Source organism: Flavobacterium aurantiibacter (assembly GCF_002251775.1).
Classification (GTDB): domain Bacteria; phylum Bacteroidota; class Bacteroidia; order Flavobacteriales; family Flavobacteriaceae; genus Flavobacterium; species Flavobacterium aurantiibacter.
Genome location: NZ_NOXX01000228.1, coordinates 1 through 21,708 on the forward strand (window position 1 = coordinate 1; position 21,708 = coordinate 21,708).

Below are 21,708 nucleotides of genomic sequence, written 5' to 3' on the forward strand. Positions count from 1 at the left end.
AATTGCTTGCTTTTTATTGTTCTTTACCGAAATATCAAAGCCGTTACGTTCGGTTTTGTTCGAGCTTAAGAACTGCTTTTTGGTAAAATCTTGTCGCTTCACACGATCGATAACAATCGCCTTATCGCGACCTAACGAAACCGACAAGGTATCCGAAGCTTGTTCAACATTCAAAAACGACTGACCTAAGTACGTGCCTTCAAAATAAAGATTTACAGCGCCCGGAAGTAAATTGTAATTCTGCCAATCTCTAATTTCCGCATTTAAATACGCCGCCTTATCCAACTTCGGNAGTTGCAATATAGTTTAGGCAATAAATCCGAGAAATCCCGTTTTTTTTAGAGGAACGAGATTTGAATATAACGTTGAAATTATAGAGAATATATGTCGGTTTAAGTATCTTTAAACCACATATTAACGACCCTTTTAAGAAGTATTGATTCCGCTAGAAAAAAACTAATGAAAGCACTTAAAATTTATTTGTTACTGTTCCCAATTATATGTTTGAGTCAAAGCAAATTTAATTTTGTAAAAGAGAGATTGGTTTTAAAGAAAAAGTATGAATACGTTTATGATTTTCAAAATAATTATGCGGTTTTTAGAACATTTGATAAAAAAATGGGGGTTATCGACAGCACGGGAAATGTCTTTATCCAGCCAACTTTCTCTTTCATTTACAACAGATCTGAACTCAAAAATTTATTTGAAGTAGGAAATAGAGTCAATAGAAAATTCAAAAGAGGGTATATTGATTTAAAGGGAAATATCAGAATTCCAATTGATTACGATAATGTTTATTATCACCAAGAAGGACTCATAGGTGTTTCAAAAGCCGGAAAACACGGTGTTTTAGATACGCTAAATAACCTTGTTTTACCACTCAAGTACGACTATCTGTTTTTCGATGGAAATTTGATCATTGCCGAAACGGGTGGTGCTAAAAGCCTATATAACTATCAAGGAAAACAAATTACTGATTTACAATTTTTAAAAATCTCTAGGTTTAAAGATGGTAAAGCAATAGTTACGGATGCTAATAAATCAAATTTTATTATTGATAATCAAGCAAATATTGTTCTAAAGCCCATTAAAGACTGTGCTTTTGAAGCTATTCTGAAAGATGACTTATTTCTGATAAAAGATAATTTAAGTGCAAAATTTGGGGTTGTTACTGTAAAAGCACAGTTTTTAATTCCAGTAAAATTCGACAAACTAGAACAAACGGAAGATGTTTTCATAGCGACCAGAGATGGTAAAAAAGGAATCATCTCCCGCACAGATTCCGTAATAAAGCCATTTATATACGATCACATTTACCCTTCTTTTCGTGAAAAATTCTCTATCGACGGAGATAACAAAAAGAGTTCCCACTACACTGTTGTCAAAGATAATTTATGCGGAATAGTTGACCTTCATTTAGAACAAGATGTACTACCAATGCGTTATAAATGGATATCCACAGCATTAAATTCTTACTACATTGTGGTAAATACTGAAGATAAAAACGGGTTATTCCTTGTGAATGGAGAAAAATTATTGGATGAAGATTATCAATTTTTTAATGTTTTCGAAAATTCCATTTTTGCAACAAAGAATAAAAGGCCAATTATAGTAAAACTAGATGGTCAGAAATTCGAAGAACTAGAAATACTTGCCGATGATTTGGTTGCATTTACTGAAACGCCTCATTTTGTCACAAATGCTAATCAAATATTTTCCGCAAATGGGAAGTTTGGCATTGTGAATTATCAAAATAAGATAGTAGTTCCCTGTGAATACGATTTTATCGAAAACATTTATCTCAGCAATGAATTTATCGTCAAAAAGGGCAAAAAATTTGGAATAGTAAACTCAGAAAATAAAGTTCTTCTTGAAATAGAATATGATGCGTTTGTAATTAAAAAAGAAGTCATTGAATTTAGAAAGCAAAAATTAAAAAAATACTATGAAGTAAAACAAGGGCTTTTCAATAATTAGTAAGTTGAGAACTGCAAGTAGCAAAGTCGAAATTCTAACATCTTTTTTGATGGTTTCGCTCTTAGCTTCAATAAAACTGTCCGAAAAATTCACTAACCACCAACAATTTCCCCTCTCGTTTTAATTATCGCGCATAGGTTTATACCTTTGTATTTCATTTTACGAAAACGTTTTCAAAAACCTAAATACCACAACACCTCATGTTAAAAGGATTTTTCTCTGTGCCTACTCCGGTAAACGAACCGGTAAAGTCGTATAAACCCGGTAGTCCGGAAAAAGAAGCTGTATTGCAAGCGTACGAAACCCTGTGGAACAACCCGATAGATGTGCCTTTGTACATTGGAAGCCAACGCATTAAAACAGGAACTACACGAAAAATGACCGCTCCGCACGATCATCAGCATGTAGTGGGAACCTATCATTTGGCAGAGAGATCGCACGTTGAGGCAGCAATCGATGCGGCATTACACGCAAAAGCTCAATGGGAAAATTTAGCTTGGGAACAACGCGCTGCCATCTTTTTGAAAGCAGCCGAGCTAATCGCGGGTCCGTATCGTGCAAAAATCAATGCGGCGACCATGATTGCGCAATCGAAAAACATTTTTCAAGCGGAAATTGATGCCGCCTGCGAGTTAATCGACTTTTTACGTTACAACGTGGCATTTATGACGCAGATTTACGCCGACCAGCCAAAATCGGATTCGGGTGTTTGGAACCGTGTTGAATACCGCCCTTTAGAAGGATTTGTTTATGCCATTACACCTTTTAACTTTACGGCCATTGCAGCAAATTTGCCTGCGAGCGCTGCGTTAATGGGAAATACCGTGGTTTGGAAACCGAGCGACAGTCAGGTTTTCTCAGCCAAAGTAATTCTCGACGTATTTCAAGAAGCGGGCGTTCCCGACGGTGTCATTAACGTGGTGTTTGGCGATGCGCAAATGATTAGCGAAACTATTTTTAATCACGCTGATTTTGCCGGTGTTCACTTTACCGGATCTACGCACGTTTTCAAAGATATCTGGAACACCATTGGAACAAATATTTACAAATACAAAACATATCCGCGCATTGTAGGCGAAACCGGTGGAAAAGATTTTATCGTTGCACACCCGTCGGCTAACGTAAAACAAGTTGTTGCGGGAATTATTCGCGGTGCGTTCGAATTTCAAGGACAAAAATGTTCGGCGGCCTCGCGGGCATATTTACCTAAAAGTTTGTGGCCAGCTATTAACGATTTGCTCGGAAAAGAATTGGCCACTTTAAAAATGGGATCGCCGCAAGATTTTAGCAACTTTATAACTGCCGTTATTCACGAAGGTTCGTTTGATAAATTAGTAAGCTACATCGAAAAAGCACGTACAGCAACAGATGCCGAGATTATTTACGGAGGAACGTACGACAAATCGGTTGGGTATTTTATTGCGCCAACGGTAATTTTAACAACAAATCCCAAGTACGAGACGATGGAAACCGAACTTTTTGGTCCGGTGATAACCTTGTATTTGTACGACGACGCCGAATGGAATAACATGTTGCACCTAGTGGATACAACCAGCGAATACGCGCTAACGGGAGCTATTTTTAGCAGCGATCGTTATGCTATTGCAGAAGCAACAACCGCTTTGAAAAACTCGGCTGGAAACTTTTACATTAACGATAAGCCAACAGGTGCCGTGGTGGGTATGCAGCCGTTTGGTGGCGCACGTGCTTCGGGAACAAACGACAAAGCCGGATCGGCGATGAACTTGTTGCGTTGGGTTTCGGCGCGCACCATCAAAGAAACTTTTGTAACGCCGGAAGATTACCGCTATCCGTTTTTAGGCGAATAGATTTTGTAGAAATAATAACTAAAAAATGAAGGGGCTAAATGTCAAACATTAGCGCCTTTTCTTTTTAATATTGAACTTTTTTCAGATAATTGAGGTAATTGCAACTACAAGTGCTAATTTGCATTTATTTTCATTTTATCTCAGATGAATCCTTATCAGGTTAAATACATCGCTTACGAGCTGACAAAGCGTTTTCCCTCTGGGAGCAATGAAAAGTTTAATATTGCGTTAATGGACGCTCAAGTTGACTTGAATCCACATCAAGTGGAATCGGCTTTATTTGCTTTTAAATCTCCATTGTCAAAAGGTGCTATATTGGCAGACGAAGTTGGATTAGGTAAAACCATTGAAGCAGGTATTTTACTTTCTCAACTGTGGGCTGAAAGAAGAAAGAAGCTCTTAATTATTTGCCCAGCAAACCTAAGAAAACAATGGAGCCAAGAATTATATGATAAGTTCTTTTTGGACTCCATCATTCTTGAAAACAAGAACTTCAATGAGTTTGTAAAATCGGGCAAGCGAAACCCGTTTGACCAAAATAAAATTATCATTTGTTCATATCAGTTTGCAAGAGCAAAGGCAGACTTAATGCAATTAATTTCCTGGGATTTGGCAGTTGTTGACGAAGCACACCGTTTACGCAATGTTTACAAGCTGACCAACAAAATCGGAAACGCAATTAAAGAAGCCTTATCACATTCAAGAAAAGCGTTATTAACTGCTACCCCTTTGCAAAACTCACTACTTGAATTATACGGGCTTGTAAGCATTATTGATGAACACACTTTTGGCGATATCAAAAGTTTCAGAAGTCAATTTTTAAGAACAGTTGAAGGAGAAAATTATCAGGACTTACGAGACCGTTTGAAATCGGTTTGCATCCGCAATCTTCGCAGACAAGTTCAGGAATACATTCGTTACACCAACCGAATTCCACTTACTATAAAGTTTGAGCCATCGGATGATGAACAGAAACTCTATGAAGCAGTAAGTGATTATCTGCAAAAGGAGTTGTTGTATGCTTTGCCTGCCAGTCAAAGGCATTTAATGACTTTGATTCTCAGAAAACTTTTGGCTTCATCTTCCTTTGCGATTGCAGGAACATTGAATAGCCTGATTAAGAAATTACATCAGGTTATTAAAGACCACCAAAAAGTGAGTGTGATTGATGAAGTTTCAGAAGACTATGAACTGTTTGAAGAACAAGCCGAAGAATGGGAAGAGGATGAACAGACAGATGATAATTCTTTGACCGAGGCAGATATTGATGCTATAAAACTTGAGATTACTGAATTAGAAAAATTTAGAGATTTAGCAGAATCCATTAAGCATAACGCTAAGGGAGAAAAACTATTGACCGCTTTGAAAGAAGGCTTTTCTAAAATGGATAAACATGCCAACAAGAAAGCCATCATCTTCACAGAATCTACCCGAACGCAGAATTACCTTTTCAATTTGCTGAGTGAGCAATATCCCAACAAGATTGTTTTGTTTAACGGCTCAAATAATGATGAAACTTCTAATAAGGTTTACAAAAGTTGGTTGGCGACTAACAAAGGAACTGATAAAGTAACCGGTTCTCCAACGGCTGATAAAAGAGCTGCATTGGTAGAGTATTTCAGAAATGACGCCACCATTATGATTGCAACCGAAGCAGCAGCCGAAGGTATCAATTTGCAATTCTGTTCTTTGCTTATCAATTACGACTTGCCTTGGAATCCACAACGCATTGAACAGCGTATTGGTCGTTGCCATCGTTACGGTCAAAAATATGATGTAGTGGTAGTGAACTTCCTGAATGTGAAAAATGCTGCCGACATCCGGGTATTTCAATTATTGGATGAAAAATTCAAATTGTTCAGTGGTGTATTTGGGGCAAGTGATGATGTGTTGGGTAGTATTGAATCGGGAGTTGATTTTGAAAAACGTATTGCTGAAATCTATCAGAAATATAGAACGGAACAGGAAATCATTGAACAGTTTGATTTACTTCAAAAAGAATTAGACGAGCAAATCAACAGTAAAATGCTCTCTACAAGAGAAACACTTTTGGCAAATTTTGATGATGAAGTGTTGGATAAATTGAAAATCCGTTTGTCTGAAAGCAGAGAATACATCAATAAATATGAACAATGGCTTTGGGCTGTTACCAAGTTTGAATTGAACGGTGCTGCGACTTTCAATGATAAAAATCTAAGTTTCAAACTCAAAAAGCAACCTTATTCAGAAGCAACTTTCCCCACAGAATCTTTCAAATTGGGTAAACCAAATACCGAAGCCCATGTGTATCGCATGGGGCATCCATTGGCACAAACTGTTTTAGAAAAAGCTAAAGAAAAAGAATTACCTGTAACAACACTCAACTTTGACTTAACAGGTTATGAAGGAAATGTTTCAATACTCGAAGAACTGAAAGGAAAACAAGGCTGGCTGAGTGCTTTGGCTGTAAGTGTGGACTCTTTTGAATCATCTGACTATGTAGTTGCATTTGGCCAAACAGACGATGGCAAACCATTGAGTGAGGAACAAGCCAAAAGGTTACTCACTTTGCCTGTTAAACAAGCCAATGGAAACGCAACAAGCATTGATGAAAAACTAGTTGCAAAACAAACTGAAAGTCATTTAGATGCTTTATTGAAATCTATTTCAGAAAGGGACAACAACTACTTGAAATTTGAAACAGAGAAACTCACCAAATGGGCTGAGGACAGAATGAATGCTGCTGAATTAGCCATTAAGGAGACTAAGGCTAAAATAAAAGAGTTAAACCGTGAGGTACAGAAAACCACTGACCCGATGGCTCAATTGAAACTGCAACAACAATTACAGGAAGAATCAAGGAAACAGAAAAAACAAAGGCAGGAAATTTTTATCGTGGAAGATGAAATTGCAGAAATGAGAGATAAAATGATAGCTGATATACAAAAGCGAATGAAACAAGCGATTAACAAAACACATTTGTTTACCATAAATTGGCAACTAATTTAAATTCAACACATGAGAATAGATAAAATACAAATAGAAAATTTCAAAAACTTTGAAAAGCTCGAAGTTGAATTTGAAAAGGGGGTGAACTTATTTGTTGGTTCAAATGGGAGTGGTAAGACATCCATTCTTGAAGCAATCAATGTATCACTTGGTGGATTTTTTAGTTTGCAAGAACAGAAGATGCAAAGGATGATTGATATTTCTGAGGCTCGTATGGTTCTGGTAAATGGTGAATTAACTACAATGCCTAAAACATCTATTACTGCTTTCTCTGAATTAATTGATAAATCATGGACAAGAAACTTCAATTCAAAGACAAAAAATAATGATGTTAAATTCGTTAAACCAGCAGGCGAATACGGCAGCAAAATTTTAGATGGCTTCTACAAAACCAATCATGATGTTGCGCCACTAATAGCATACTATTCAACTCAACGACTTTTTAAAGATGCTAGTCAATCGGCTAAACAAAAATATGACCCTTTGGCCGGCAGAAGAAATGGGTATTTACAATGTTTGAAAGACAATGCCATTAAAGGTACTTTATTAGAATGGTTAGGCAATGCTGTAACCAGCAGGGCTACGAAGCAAATCAAAGGTGTTGAACTCATTGATTTAGTCCTTGAAAACGTTGATCAAGCCATTACCAAAACACTTGTCTATTTCCTCGAAGACTTAAAAAAAGAGGAAATAAAAATATACCAAGAGCCAGATTTTGATTTTGATGTATTTCTGCAACTTAAGCCCAATTTTGCTTTACCGATAAACTATTACTCCGATGGTTTCAGAAACCTTATTTATTTGATTATTGATATTATCTGGAGAGCATCACAGTTAAATCCATGGTTAACCCTTGAAGAATTGTCTGAGAAGCAGTTTGGTTGCGTAACGATTGATGAAATTGACTTGCACCTACATCCTAAATGGCAAGCAAAGACAATTGGCATATTACAAGACTTGTTGCCGAATGTACAGTTTTTTATTACTACGCATAGTCCAACGGTTGTTGCTAATTTTGAAAAGGGCTCTTTGTATATTATTAATGAAAATAAAATTCTAAAGCAGAATACAACTTATTTCGGTAAAGAAATAAATGCTGTTTTAAGGAATATATTAGGAGCAAATGATCGACATGTACCAACACAAGAAAAAATTGATAAGCTTCTAAATCTAATTGATTCCGACCCAAAAAACCAGATAATTCAAACACTTTTAGATGAACTAGAGCAACAAATAGGGTTAGATGACCCTGATATGCAAAAGGCAATTTCATTGTGGGAACTTTCTAAATATGAAGACTAATGCAATACATAAAAAAACAAAATACTGAACCTGCTGACTGGAACAATTGGTTTACAGTTCCGCCAAATAGAAGAAGCTATGATTATGGTGCTGATGACAGGTCATTACCTGATTTGCGACTAGCCAAATCTTTTTTAATTAATGAACAACACAGTTTATGTGCTTATTGTCAACAAAAAATTACTTTGGAAAATGCTTCCATTGAGCATGTAACACCTAAAGAACATAATAAAGAACTATCAACAAATTATTTCAATCTGGTGGCTGTTTGCAAAAAACAGCAAGTCCTAGACCCTTTGACAGGAAATCTTCATTGCGATAGTACCAGAGGAAGTGAATTATTACCTCCATTAATATTTTACTCAAATGCTCAATCAACTGATCAAAATCTAAACAAATATTTCAGTGCCTACAGCACAAGGGAAGTTGTCCCTAAGCATAGGTTAGATATGAATACAAAGAATCAGGTTGAAGCATTTATTAGCCAATTGAATTTAAATCATTCGATTATCAAAAACAAAAGAGCAAAGGATGTTCTAACTGGAATTTCGATAGCAGCTAATTCAGTGGCAGATAAACAAAGATATTGGCGAGCACAGTACACACGAATTCTATTGGATTTAGGACATCCTTTCAGAGAATATCTTTTAGTGTATATCGGTCCAAAAATTGGATTGAATTAAAGAAATTAAAAATGACAAACTACGATAAACTCATCAATACACTCAAGGAAGTGTTCATGCTGGATAAAGCGGAACTTGATTTTGGTATTTACCGCATCATGAATCAAAAGCGGAAAGACATTGAACAATTTTTAGTGGTGGACCTTATACCACAAGTGAAAGAAGTGCTGAACAATAGTCAGGCTATTGATGCAGCTCAATTGAAAAAGCAAATAGATACTGAAATTGAGACTGCTCGTAAATATGGAAACCCCAATCCAGAAGAACTTCCCCAAGTGCAAGAGCTAAAGGCGCAATATGAAAGGATAGGTGATTTGACCTCCATCGAAAACGAGGTTTTCTCACTGCTTGCCAATTTCTTTAAACGCTATTTTGATAATGGCGATTTTATCAGCATGCGTAGGTATAAGAAAGATGTGTATGCCATACCCTACGAAGGCGAAGAAGTAAAACTGCATTGGGCAAATGCCGACCAATACTACATTAAAACCAGCGAGTACTTTAAAGTATATCGCTTTAAGTTGAGCAATGGCAAGACCGTTTGTTTTGAATTGGTAGAAGCCAGTACCGAACAAAACAACAACAAAACACAAGGCGATAAAGAAAGGCGATTTGCTATTTATACAGACAAGGTTTGTGAAACCGTAGGCGATGAATTTAAAATTTACTTTACCTATGAACCCACCGACAAAAAAGTAAAACAAAGCGAATTAATGGGACAAGCTTTTGATGCTCTAAAAGCCCAAATACCGCAAGAGTTTTTGGATTTGCTTAGCCTGAAACCAACAGAAAAAGACAAACAAAGAACCTTGCTGCAAAAGCACTTAAACGATTATACAGCCCGAAACACTTTTGACTACTTTATACACAAAGACCTTGGTGGTTTCCTTAACCGTGAATTAGACTTCTATATTAAAAACGAAGTACTGTTTATTGATGACCTGAACACCCGTGACGAACAGGAATTTTTAAAACAACTGAGCAAGATAAAAGCCATTAAAAAGATAGGCGAAAAGATCATTGCTTTCCTGGCACAGTTAGAAAATTTCCAAAAGAAACTGTGGCTGAAAAAGAAAATGGTGGTTGAATGTAACTACTGCATTACGCTTGACCGTGTACCAAAAGATTTGCACCCCGAAATACTGAATAACCAAGCCCAAATACAGGAATGGATAAAACTCTTTGCCATTGATGAAATAAAAACCGAAAAAACAGGGAGCTTGTTTTCGGAAGATAAAGTGGGCTTTAGCAACCCGCTTACGATGGAGTTTTTAAATCAAAACCGATTTTTAGTTTTAGATACTGCCTTTTTCTCTGAAGCCTTTAAATCGCAATTGATAAGCAGTATTGAAAACTTTGATGATGCTTGTGATGGATTGTTGATTAATTCAGACAATTATCACGCTTTAAACCTTATTAATAAAAGATACAATGGTTCAGTTGATGGAATTTACATAGACCCACCGTACAACACTGACGCATCCTCTATACTATATAAAAATGATTATAAGGACTCTTCCTTCCTATCTTTAATAGAAAACAGAATTACAATTTCAAATGATATTCTATCAAATCGTGGAATTATATGTGTAGCAATCGATGATGAAGAAGTTTCACCTTTAAGATCTATTCTTGAAAGTGCATTTTTTTCAGAACTAGGTATAGTTGCGGTTAGATCAAATCCAGCTGGCAGAAAGACTAAAGGTAGATTTGCTCCAGCACATGAATATGCTTTGTTTTATGGAAAATCCGAAAAATCAGTGCCGGGTAGTCTTGACTTAACTGAACAAAGATTGGCAAGATATCCAAAGGAAGATGAAAATGGTCGTTTTGCTTGGGCAAATTTTATAAGGTCAGGGAACAATGATAAAAGGGAAGATAGGCCAAAGTTGTATTATCCAATATTTGCAAATGCTGATGAAAACAAAATTAGAATTCCTGAAATGGTATGGAATAATGAAAGTAATGAGTACGATTTACTTGAACAACCTCGAGATGGTGAAGTAATTGTCTATCCGACTATCAAACAAGGTGACAGAATAATAGAAAAAAATTGGCAAAGAGGGAATGCAAGAGTTCCAAATGAATTATCTGAATATAGAGTAAGAAAGAATTCTGATGGCGAAGTAAGTATCGATTTTAAGACAAGATTAGATGAAAGTTCATTGCCCACAACTTGGTGGGACAAAAAGGAATATGCATCAGCAAACTATGGTGCTGCAGAATTAAAAGAACTATTTAATGAGAAGCCTTTTGATTTTCCAAAGGCAAAAAGCTTAGTAGAAGATTGTATAAAGGCTTTAAATATTGAATCAAATAGTACTATTCTAGATTTCTTTGGAGGTTCCGCCACAACGGGTCACTCAATAATTAGTTTGAATAGAGAGGATAACGGAAAACGAAAATATATTTTAGTTGAAATGGGGGAATACTTTAACATTGTTACAAAACCCCGCATACAAAAAGTAATCTACAGCAAAGACTGGAAAGAAGGCAAGCCTGTTAGCCGTGAAGGTATCAGTCATTGTTTTAAATACATGCGTTTGGAGAGTTATGAAGATACACTCAACAACTTGGCTTTAAAACAAACCGTAACCCAACAACAGGCTTTACAAATGAACCCTACCTTTAAAGAAGGCTATATGCTCAACTATATGTTAGATGTAGAGGCAAAAGAAAGTTTGCTCAATTTGGAGTGGTTTGAAAATCCGTTTAACTGCTACTTAAATATTACCAAAAACAACGAGCTGCAACCTACCAAAGTAGATTTGGTTGAAACCTTCAATTACCTGATTGGGTTGGTTGTTGAAAGTTATGCCAAACCCAAAGAAGGCTATGTAGTGGTAACAGGTAAAAAATTTAGCCGGAGAAAAAATACTGGTAGTATGGAGAGATTGCACCCAACACAATAGTACAGCCCTCAACCAATTCCTAGAAAAGAGTAAATACAACCCACTCGATGCCGAGTTTGACCGCATCTACGTAAATGGCGACAACAACGTAGAAAACCTAAAAACCGGTGACGAACGCTGGAAAGTGGTATTGATTGAAGAAGAGTTTGGGAAGAAAATGTTTGAAATGAATTAAAAAATAGAAGTATATGCATATACATAAATTTCAAATCAAGAATTTCAAGTCCATTAAGGACATTACCTTGTATTTCAACAAGGACTTGAATATACTAACAGGGGTAAATAACTCAGGAAAAACAACGGTTTTGGAGGCTTTATCACTTTGGCAAGAGTGTTTTACTAAACTTATTTCTGAGGCCAAAAGAGGAGAAAAAGGCTACAAAAGAGGAGATTATGTATTAGGCCCTTCTTATAATAAGTACTTCCCGTTCAATGAGATCAATTCGGTGAGAAGTCCCAATTTTGAGGATATATTTCACCAAAGAGTAAAAAAGAATGAAGTTTTGTTAGCATTAACGCTAATAGATGAAGAAAACCTAGAACTTTGTATTCCATTCACCATATCAAGTTCTGGTAGTAACTATGTTATTGCTTTACAAAATTATAGCATCTATGATCACAGAGCATTCAATGATTATTTTGCTAATTTACCCAATCCAATATCATTAATTTATAGTACGCCTGTCGCACAGATAAATCTTGAAGAAGCTTTTGTAACCGATCCTATCATTAAAGAGCAGCTATTAGTACGAAAATCCGAAACTGTATTAAGAAACAGGCTTTACAGAATTATTAGTGGACTCGATGCCACTCTTAACGAAGCTTTTCTTAATGATTTGAATTATGTTCTTTACAATTCAGAGAAAAAAATCGAATTTAAATCCGAAACTAATATCCAAAAAGATGCTAAAGCAATTATTCTTTTCAGAGTAGGTTCTAAAGACGTATTTAAAGACTTATCCCTACTTGGAAGTGGTACATTACAAATAATCGGCATTCTTCTGAATATTCATTTGAAATCAGAAAATAAGACGGATTTGAATATTGTTTTACTTGATGAGCCGGATAGTCATATCCACAGAGATATTCAACGAAGATTAGTCGAAGTATTCAATAAATACGGTAGCGGAGTGCAAACATTTTTATCTACACACAATGAATCATTAATTAGAAGTGCTGCACCTTATCAAGTGTTTCATTTGGAAGGAAAACCTACTGGAGAAATAAGAAGTATTCATTTTAATATTGACTCAGGTCATCTAGGCTTGCATTTCAAAGGTATAATGCCAAGTAATTTATCTCCTGTAATTCGTTCCATTGGTAATACCACGGGGTTGGATTTTATAAATGCTTTGGAAGCAGATAGACTCGTTTTTGTGGAAGGTGAGGATGACGCAAAAGTGTTCAGAATTTTGCTCAACCAACAATTGAACAACAGAAAAAAATACATGTTTTGGGTTTTGGGGGGTATAAGTGAAGTATTCGAAAATATACTTTCTTACAAGGCTGTATTTTCAGGTCTTAAAAATGGAACAAGCCTTTGGGACAAATCTGTTTTAGTTTTTGACAAAGATGAATTATCAAACGAGCACAAAGACTTATTTACTCAAAAATTCAAAGAAAAATTAGGTATTGATACTTATTGTGCAAACTCTTATACTTTCGAGGCAACATTGTTTTCTGATTTGAGAAAAACAGCGAAACTATTATCAAAACTGATAGAAAAAGCAACAGCAACAATTGTCAGCGAGCAAGACATTTTTGATGATTTAGAATCGAATTATTTGAATTATGATGTAACATTAAAAGCTAAATTCAATGATGAATTTCATAAAAACACCTATTATAGATATAAAAACAGTAAGGTTGAAAAAACAGCTCAAGTCTTTGGTCAGAGAGCTGTAAATATGGATGAACACACTTTTGTAAGTTATGTTCGAAACTATTTTGATGAAACAATTGCGAAAGAAGAGTACCATAAAATTATGGATAAGTATGACGTTGAAAATGTCGTTAAACAAACAATTGATAAGCATGGTGTCAATTTTTCTATTGAAAGCGACTTTATCGAATTAATTAAGTTGGTTGATAAATCTACATGGATTTCAGAATGGGATTTTCTAAATAGAATTTAATGGCAAAACTCAGTTCATCACTCGTACTTAATAAATATATACTCAATCTGTTTGGGGTAACAGATTTGGAGGCATTGTCATCTGATTTAAAAGATTCATCGTTGGAAGGGTATGACGAGAATAACATTTCCCATTTCCATCATGCTTTGGTCGCAAGGTTCTACAGCAATGCAAATCTTCCCAAGGAATTATTACTTCAATATGATCAAAATATTTTTTCTCATACCCAAACAATTTCAGAGAAAAGGACAGAACCCATCAAATGGAAATATTTTCAGTATTTGGCATTGCTTTTTACAGAAATCTATTTAGACAAATACTTCAGCGATAAAACCGCCTTAAAAAGTGAGTTAAATACTTTTTTAGACTTCAATCACGGCAAACATGGCAATGATTTTAAAGTGATCAATGAATTCAAATTAGAAACTATTATTAATGATTTAAATAAGCTTGCTTATTGGAATGCAACAGGTTCAGGTAAAACCTTATTGATGCATGTAAACATTTTGCAGTATAGGTATTACTTAAGTCAACACAATCTTGAAAAATCGCTGAACAGAATTATTGTGCTAACTCCCAATGAAGGACTTTCTAAACAGCATTTAAAGGAGTTTGGTCAGTCAGGCATGGAAGCGGAATTGTTTGATAAATCAGGCGGCTCTTTATTTTCAGGGCAGAAAATTGAAATCATTGACATTCACAAACTCGAAGAAACAAGCGGCAATAAAACGGTTGCAGTTGAAGCATTTGAAGGTAACAACTTGGTTTTAGTAGATGAAGGACACAGAGGTGCAGGTGGTACAGAATGGAAAGACAAACGAAACCGTTTGTGTGAAACAGGTTTTTCATTCGAGTATTCAGCCACATTTGGTCAGGCAGTACATGCTTTATCTGGTGCAAAACAAAAAGCATTGATTGATGAATATGGAAAGGCAACATTATTTGACTATTCCTATCGCTATTTCTATAATGATGGTTATGGAAAAGATTATCAAATTTTAAACCTAAATGAACAATGGCATGAACCGGGAAAAGAAGAACGTGTTGTTCTTTATTTGACTGCCAGTTTACTTTCGTTCTATGAACAGTTATTGGTTTTCAAAGAGCATGGAAAAGCCATAGAACCATTTTTGATTGATAAACCATTAGCGATTTTTGTAGGTGGTAAAGTAACCAAAAGTATCAGCAAAGAAACGGCTTCTGATGTGGTGGAAGTATTAAAATTCATTGAGGCTTTTGCAAAGAATGACGCACAATCTATCGAACGAATTAAATTATTATTAGAAGCCAAAGATGGTTTGAATAATGAATTAGGACATTCCATTTTTAGAAATGCTTTTAAAGAAATCCGTAAATCAGGAAAATCAGCACAGTTTGTTTTTCAGGATGTTCTAAAAGAAGTTTTCAATTCAGATGTTGCTGGAGCTTCCTTGCATGTAGACAACCTTAAAGGACAAGAGGGAGAAATTGGTTTACGCATTGGTAACGGAGAGTATTTTGGAGTTATTAATGTGGGTGACGATAAAGGTTTATTAAAAATATGCGAAGCACACAAAATGAACACAGGTGAAAGAGATTTTTCCAGTTCATTATTTCACGACATCAATAGCAAAAGCAGTAAAGTAAATATTCTAATAGGTTCAAAAAAATTCAGTGAAGGTTGGAGCAGTTGGCGGGTAAGCACAATGGGCTTGTTGAATATTGGTCGAGGCGAAGGTTCTGAAATCATTCAGTTATTTGGTAGAGGTGTACGATTGAAAGGCTATAAATTTTCATTGAAACGCAGTACAGCATTAGATGCCAGTTTAAAACCTGAATACATTCCTGAAGTATTACCCATCCTTGAAACGCTGAATATTTTCGGTTTAAGAGCCGATTACATGCAGCAATTCAAAGATTACTTGGAAGAAGAAGGCTTGCCAACTGATTCTGATTTTGAAAAAATTACCATTGACATTTTGCCGACCATTTCAGATTTGTCGGAGAAAAAGCTGAAATACATCAAGGTTAAAGATGGCTCCAATTTTAAACGTGATGTTTTGGTGGATGCTGTAATAACCGAAAAAGTTCCGCCAGTGATAGTGGATTGGTATCCGAAAGTCCAGGTATTAAAAAGTTCTAAAACCACAAATGTTTCAACCGTAGTAACAGTGGAAGAAGGTAAACTTGAAAATATTCATATTGCCTTTTTAGATTGGAATAAAATCTATTTTGAAATACAGAAGTTCAAAAATGAACGCAGTTGGTATAATGTAAACCTATCCATTGAAGCATTAAAAGATATTCTTCAAAGTTCGGAATGGTACACCTTACTAATTCCTTCCAGCGAACTTGAATTAACTGATTACAGTAAAGTAAAGCTTTGGCATGAATTGGCTCTTACACTTTTGAAATCATTTGTAGAAAGACTTTATAACTATCAGAAAAACAAGTTTTACAGCGACAAGATAGAAGTTGCATTTATTGATAGCACACATCCAAATTTTGAAGCAGAATACAACTTTCTTGTTAAAAAGACAGAGGACAGGCTAATCGGAAAGATTAAAGAATTAAAGGAAGTAGTTCGCAAAAAAGAATTTCAGGAAAACTTCAAAATCGACAATGACTTTGAGGCTTTGTATGCCAATCTTCATCTTTATCAGCCTTTAATTTATATTGACAAAGGCAGATATGAAGAAGTAATAAAAATACAACCGGTTCCTTTGAATAAAGGCGAAAGAGATTTAGTTGAAGACCTAAAACAATATTTTAACACCAATACGGAGTTCTTTAAAGACAAAAAACTGTACTTATTGAGAAACATGAGTAAAAAAGGTATTGGCTTTTTTGAGGCAAACAACTTTTTCCCTGACTTTATCCTTTGGCTTGTCATAGGCAACAAGCAATACGTTTCATTTATTGACCCTAAAGGACTTAGACAAATTCAAGGTTTGACAGACCCTAAAATTCAATTACATAAAACAATCAAGACAAGTATTCAACAAAAATTGAATGACCCGGACATTGAACTAAATTCATTCATAATTTCTAATACCCCTTACAACCAATTGAAACATTGGAAAGGACAAGAAAGCATTGAAGACTTTAATTCAAATCATGTATTTTTTCAAAGGGAGCAAAGAGATTTTTTTGACCTACTTTTTAGATCGATTGTAATATAGTTAAAGATCGTTTGAATTGCGAATTAATCTGGGGTTCATGGCAATTGAGCTACATTTTTCTCGATTTTTTATGCACACACGTTAACACGATTTTTCTGCAACAGCGATTGGAAAAGCAAGCGTGCGCGTAAAAAAACGTACAACAGCACGCGGATTGTAGCGACCAACGGAAGCTATAAGACGTGTAGCTGTTGTTGTTTTTTTAGCGCACCTTGACTTGGAAAGCGCGGTGACCGGCACAGGTATTTCCAGCGAACGTTTGCCGGGCAGTTGCCCAAATAAGCGACCTAAAATCGTAAAAATAGCTTGGAAACGCTCGCATAAATGTAATATCTTCGCTTATAACATGGTTACACCGACAGGAATTATGCGACTTCGCTATTTTTTACTTTTTATTTTTTGCAGCGTTGTAGCAGCCGCGCAGGAGCTTCCGACGACGGTTGCCGACACGACCTTTTACTCGAAAGTTGATTCGTTGTATCGCGAAGACCAATTTTACCTGCGTATTACTTACAATTTGGTGAGACAAATGCCTGACGGATATTCGCAAAACGGTGTATCGCCCGGTTTTGGCGGCGGTTTTCTGCGCGATTTTCCGCTGAACAAAAAGCGAACATTTGCTGTAGCCGCCGGTATGGGCATTTCGTACAACAAATACCACCACGATTTACAAGTTAGCGAGTTTGATGGCATGCGAAACTATGTGATTTTACAAGATGTGAATTACGATCGGAATAAAATGGAACAAGTTTTACTGGAGTTTCCGCTCGAAATTCGGTTTCGAAATTCAACGCCGGAGTCGCACAAGTTTTGGCGGTTTTATGCCGGTTTTAAAGCCTCGTATTTAGTTTTTTCGAAAACCAAATTCGTTGGAAACGAAACGGTTACGGTTATTAATAATCGGGATTTTCGAAAATGGCAATTTGGTCCATACCTCTCGGCAGGCTACAATACCTGGAATTTTTACGCGTATTACGGCTCGCAACCTTTATTCCGTAACGCGCAAATTGATGGCCGACGCATTGACTTAACGACCTTAAATTTAGGTTTGATGTTTTATATTTTGTAGAAAGGCTTCGCTAACCGTCTTAAAACCAAAATAATAGCAGTAATTGCGGCGCTGTTCCGACGATTAAACCCGCGAGTAATTCGCTTGGTGTGTGTGCTTTCATGAGGAGTCGCGATGTGGCTACAGCACCGATAGAAAACAAAAGCATTGCAATTACCGGCAATAAGTTTACCTGAAAAAACAAGGAAGTTACTACAACAAAAGTTGCCAGACCGCTTGTAGCAGTGAGGTGCAACGAAACTTTAAATTCTAGAAAAGTGGCCACTAAAGCCAACAGCGTACTGATTAAAGTTCCTAAGAAAAAGTAGTACAACGGTAAGCCAAACTCAACCGAAACCGTATTTTTCAATAAAATAAACACCAATAAGCTATGAATAGCTAGAGGCATTTTACGCTGGTTGACATTTGCCAACATAATAGACTCTACTTTTTTGTAAGATCGCAGTAAGAAATAAACGGTTAGCGGAATAAACACCGTAACCAAAATTATTTGAATGTAAAACAGGTATTTAGCCTCGGCAGGATAATTGATGCCAATAAAAAAATCGTAGAAAGTAACGGCAAATAGCGGCGTAAACAGCGGATGGAACACGTATGAAAATCCGATTAGGATGTTGCGAAGTGCTTTTTTTAGCTGCTGATTCATTACATTTTCTTACGCATACGCGCCACGGGAATGTCGAGTTGTTCGCGGTATTTTGCAATGGTTCGGCGCGCAATAGGATAGCCGCGTTCTTTGAGAATTTCGGCTAACTGATCGTCGGGTAACGGTTTGTGTTTGTCTTCTTCGCTGATTACGTCTTGCAAAATCTTTTTGATTTCGATGGTTGAAACATCTTCACCTTGATCGTTTTTCATGGCTTCGGAGAAAAACTCTTTGATGAGTTTCGTTCCGTAAGGCGTTTCCACGTATTTGCTGTTGGCCACGCGCGAAACGGTTGAGATATCAAGACCGACTAAATCGGCGATATCTTTCAAAATCATCGGTTTCAGTTTGGTTTCATCGCCATCTAAGAAGTATTCTTCTTGATAATGCATGATGGCGTTCATGGTTACAAACAGCGTTTCTTGGCGTTGCTTGATGGCATCGATAAACCATTTTGCTGCATCGAGTTTTTGTTTGATGAACTGCACGGCTTCTTTTTGTTGCGACGATTTATCGCGAGAAACCTTGTATGTCTGCATCATTTCTTGGTAATCGCGCGATACGTGCAAGCTAGGTGCATTACGTCCGTTAAGCGTGAGTTCGAGTTCGCCGTTGTTGATGCGAATCGCAAAATCGGGCACAACGGTTTCGGTGAGTCGGCTGCTGCCTGCGAACGAGCCGCCTGGTTTCGGGTTGAGTTTCTCGATTTCGTGAATCGCTTTTTTCAACTGCTCGTTGCTGACACCGTATTTCTGGGCGAGTTTGTCGTAGTGCTTTTTCGTAAAGGCATCGAATTGGTTCTCGATGATATCGATGGCTAAATCAACGTATTCCGAAGGTGTTTTGTGTTTTAATTGAAGCAGCAAGCACTCTTGCAGATCGCGCGCACCTACGCCCGAAGGTTCGAGTTCGTGGATTACGTGCAGCATGCGTTCCACGGTTTTTTCGTCGGTATAAATGGCTTGGGTAAAAGCCAAATCGTCTACAATATCGGCGATGCTTCTGCGGATGTAGCCCATATCGTCGATCATTCCCACAAGAAACTCGGCTATGGCGCGTTCGTTTTCGGAGAGAATGAAGGTATTGAGCTGATTGATAAGATCTTGATGAAAACTAACCGCTGCGGCGTACGGCGATTCGCGGTCGTCATCGTCGTCGCTGTAGTTATTGATTTGTGTTTTGTAATCGGGCGTTTCGTCGTTACTCAAATACTCATCGATGTTGATGTCGTCGGCATCGATGTGTTCGTTGTCGTCGTTATCATACTCGTCGTAACTGTCGTTTTCGTAGGCGTCTTTTTCAAATTCGTCTTCATTGCCCGATTCCAGTGCCGGATTCTCGTTCATTTCTTCCATGAGGCGTTGTTCGAACGCTTGGGTAGGAAGCTGAATCAATTTCATCAACTGAATTTGTTGAGGCGAAAGCTTCTGAGAGAGTTTGAGGTTTAGATGCTGTTTTAACATAACGATTATTGGTAGCCTAAATTTACGGATTTAGAAGCACGTGTGTCAAGCCGAAATTTATTTTTCCAACGATTAAAATTCTGCGTTTTGTGGTGTTCTTGGGAACGGAATTACGTCGCGAATATTGCTCATTCCGGTAACGAAAAGTACCAAACGTTCGAAACCAAGACCAAAACCGGAGTGAATTGCCGATCCGAAGCGGCGTGTATCGAGATACCACCACAATTCTTCTTGGTCGATTCCGAGTTTTTCCATCTTTTCGACCAGAACCTCGTAGCGTTCTTCTCGCTGCGAACCACCTACAATTTCCCCAATTCCCGGGAACAAAATATCCATAGCGCGAACGGTTTTTCCGTCTTCATTCAAACGCATGTAAAACGCTTTGATGTTTGCCGGATAATCGAATAAGATTACTGGAGATTTAAAGTGTTTTTCAACCAGGTAACGCTCGTGCTCCGACTGTAAATCGGCGCCCCATTCTTCGATCACGTAGGCAAATTTCTTGTTTTTATTGGGTTTGCTGTTTTTGAGAATATCGATTGCTTCGGTGTACGAAACGCGCTTAAAGTTGTTTTCTAAAACAAAGTTCAGCTTTTCGCGAAGTTTCATTTCCGAGCGTTCGGCTTGAGGTTTTGATTTCTCTTCGTCTAACAAACGCGACTCGAGGAAGGCGATATCGTCTTCACAGTGATCGAGCGTGTATTTGATGACGTAACGAATGAAATCTTCCGCCAAATCCATATTGTCGTGCAAATCATTAAACGCTACTTCGGGTTCAATCATCCAGAATTCGGCTAAGTGACGCGAGGTGTTTGAATTTTCGGCACGAAATGTCGGTCCGAATGTATAGACTTGCCCTAATGCCATCGCGTAGGTTTCCGCTTCAAGCTGACCAGACACCGTTAAATTGGTATGTTTTCCGAAGAAATCTTCTTTGTAATTGATGGTTCCGTCTTCTTTTCTTGGAATTTGATCTAGGTTTAAAGACGTTACTTGAAACATTTCGCCCGCTCCTTCTGCATCGGCACCCGTAATTACAGGTGTATGTACATACACAAAGCCTTTTTCTCTAAAATACTGATGAATGGCAAAAGCGAGTGCAGAACGTACGCGCATGATGGCTCCAAAAGCGTTGGTACGCACGCGAAGATGCGCGTTTTCACGCAGGAATTCGAGACTGTGTTTTTTCGGTTGCATCGGAAACTTCTCCGCATCCGAATCGCCCAAAATTTCCAAACGCGTTACCTGAACTTCAAATTTTTGACCGGCGCCCTGACTTTCCACCAAAGTGCCGTGCAATTGCAAAGCAGCACCGGTTGTGATTCGCTTTAAAGTTGTTTCATCGGTATTTTCAAAGTCGACAACACATTGAATGTTGTTAATTGTCGATCCGTCGTTCAATGCAATAAACTGGTTGTTACGAAAAGTTCGTACCCATCCGCGAACGCCAACCTCTGTATTTACAAGGGTTCCGGCCAATAAATCTTTTACCTTAGAATATTTCATAATCGGGCAATCTGTTAATTTGCAATAGCGCGCAAAT

At 37.1% G+C, this 21,708-nt stretch carries 12 protein-coding genes; 9 read left to right on the plus strand and 3 right to left on the minus strand.

What is annotated here, in order from left to right; all coding sequences use genetic code 11:
• Positions 1-459 precede the first annotated feature (459 nt).
• The 9 genes from CHX27_RS14890 (at position 460) to CHX27_RS14930 (ending at position 18,056) form a co-directional block, all read left to right on the plus strand.
• Positions 460-1,977, plus strand: coding sequence for a WG repeat-containing protein (locus CHX27_RS14890; RefSeq protein ID WP_094487549.1), 1,518 nt, complete (start codon positions 460-462; stop codon positions 1,975-1,977).
• Positions 1,978-2,177: 200 nt separating this feature from the next.
• A complete protein-coding gene (gene pruA, locus CHX27_RS14895) occupies positions 2,178-3,806 on the plus strand; it encodes an L-glutamate gamma-semialdehyde dehydrogenase (RefSeq protein WP_094487550.1) in 1,629 nt (542 codons plus the stop codon).
• A gap of 144 nt (positions 3,807-3,950) precedes the next feature.
• Complete coding sequence (locus CHX27_RS14900; RefSeq protein ID WP_094487551.1) at positions 3,951-6,794, plus strand: SNF2-related protein; 2,844 nt, start codon at positions 3,951-3,953, stop codon at positions 6,792-6,794.
• Positions 6,795-6,803: 9 nt separating this feature from the next.
• On the plus strand, positions 6,804-8,096 hold the full coding sequence (locus CHX27_RS14905) for an AAA family ATPase (protein ID WP_094487552.1): 1,293 nt from the start codon (positions 6,804-6,806) through the stop codon (positions 8,094-8,096).
• Positions 8,096-8,779: a retron system putative HNH endonuclease gene (locus CHX27_RS14910; RefSeq protein WP_094487553.1), complete on the plus strand. Its 684-nt coding sequence runs from the start codon at positions 8,096-8,098 to the stop codon at positions 8,777-8,779. The genes CHX27_RS14905 and CHX27_RS14910 overlap by 1 nt, the downstream gene beginning before the upstream one ends.
• Positions 8,780-8,790: 11 nt before the next feature.
• Positions 8,791-11,691, plus strand: coding sequence for a site-specific DNA-methyltransferase (locus CHX27_RS14915; protein ID WP_207758970.1), 2,901 nt, complete (start codon positions 8,791-8,793; stop codon positions 11,689-11,691).
• Between the two features lie 188 nt (positions 11,692-11,879).
• Positions 11,880-13,826 carry an ATP-dependent nuclease gene (locus CHX27_RS14920; RefSeq protein WP_094487554.1) on the plus strand — a complete coding sequence of 649 codons (1,947 nt, stop codon included), beginning with the start codon at positions 11,880-11,882 and terminating at the stop codon, positions 13,824-13,826.
• Positions 13,826-16,987, plus strand: a complete 3,162-nt coding sequence (locus tag CHX27_RS14925) for a DEAD/DEAH box helicase family protein (protein ID WP_094487555.1) — start codon at positions 13,826-13,828, stop codon at positions 16,985-16,987. The genes CHX27_RS14920 and CHX27_RS14925 overlap by 1 nt, the downstream gene beginning before the upstream one ends.
• Before the next feature lie 346 nt (positions 16,988-17,333).
• Positions 17,334-18,056, plus strand: a complete 723-nt coding sequence (locus CHX27_RS14930; RefSeq protein ID WP_243389026.1) for a porin family protein — start codon at positions 17,334-17,336, stop codon at positions 18,054-18,056.
• 19 nt (positions 18,057-18,075) lie between these two features.
• Here the strand turns inward: CHX27_RS14930 and CHX27_RS14935 are convergent, their stop codons facing one another.
• The 3 genes from CHX27_RS14935 to asnS form a co-directional block, all read right to left on the minus strand.
• Entirely contained in the window at positions 18,076-18,702 is a 627-nt protein-coding gene (locus tag CHX27_RS14935; RefSeq protein ID WP_094487556.1) for a hypothetical protein, read from the minus strand.
• Positions 18,702-20,165, minus strand: a complete 1,464-nt coding sequence (rpoN, locus tag CHX27_RS14940) for an RNA polymerase factor sigma-54 (protein ID WP_094487557.1) — start codon at positions 20,163-20,165, stop codon at positions 18,702-18,704. Before rpoN ends, CHX27_RS14935 begins: the two co-directional genes overlap by 1 nt.
• A 72-nt stretch (positions 20,166-20,237) precedes the next feature.
• Entirely contained in the window at positions 20,238-21,671 is a 1,434-nt protein-coding gene (asnS, locus tag CHX27_RS14945; protein ID WP_094487558.1) for an asparagine--tRNA ligase, read from the minus strand.
• Positions 21,672-21,708 lie beyond the last annotated feature (37 nt).

What these genes read in the sequence shown, in the direction of transcription:
- CHX27_RS14890 (WP_094487549.1), top strand. Translation starts at nt 460, where the DNA reads ATGAAAGCACTTAAAATTTATTTGTTACTGTTCCCAATTATATGTTTG.
- pruA (WP_094487550.1), top strand. Translation starts at nt 2,178, where the DNA reads ATGTTAAAAGGATTTTTCTCTGTGCCTACTCCGGTAAACGAACCGGTA.
- CHX27_RS14900 (WP_094487551.1), top strand. Translation starts at nt 3,951, where the DNA reads ATGAATCCTTATCAGGTTAAATACATCGCTTACGAGCTGACAAAGCGT.
- CHX27_RS14905 (WP_094487552.1), top strand. Translation starts at nt 6,804, where the DNA reads ATGAGAATAGATAAAATACAAATAGAAAATTTCAAAAACTTTGAAAAG.
- CHX27_RS14910 (WP_094487553.1), top strand. Translation starts at nt 8,096, where the DNA reads ATGCAATACATAAAAAAACAAAATACTGAACCTGCTGACTGGAACAAT.
- CHX27_RS14915 (WP_207758970.1), top strand. Translation starts at nt 8,791, where the DNA reads ATGACAAACTACGATAAACTCATCAATACACTCAAGGAAGTGTTCATG.
- CHX27_RS14920 (WP_094487554.1), top strand. Translation starts at nt 11,880, where the DNA reads ATGCATATACATAAATTTCAAATCAAGAATTTCAAGTCCATTAAGGAC.
- CHX27_RS14925 (WP_094487555.1), top strand. Translation starts at nt 13,826, where the DNA reads ATGGCAAAACTCAGTTCATCACTCGTACTTAATAAATATATACTCAAT.
- CHX27_RS14930 (WP_243389026.1), top strand. Translation starts at nt 17,334, where the DNA reads ATGGTTACACCGACAGGAATTATGCGACTTCGCTATTTTTTACTTTTT.
- CHX27_RS14935 (WP_094487556.1), bottom strand. Translation starts at nt 18,702, where the DNA reads ATGAATCAGCAGCTAAAAAAAGCACTTCGCAACATCCTAATCGGATTT.
- rpoN (WP_094487557.1), bottom strand. Translation starts at nt 20,165, where the DNA reads ATGTTAAAACAGCATCTAAACCTCAAACTCTCTCAGAAGCTTTCGCCT.
- asnS (WP_094487558.1), bottom strand. Translation starts at nt 21,671, where the DNA reads ATGAAATATTCTAAGGTAAAAGATTTATTGGCCGGAACCCTTGTAAAT.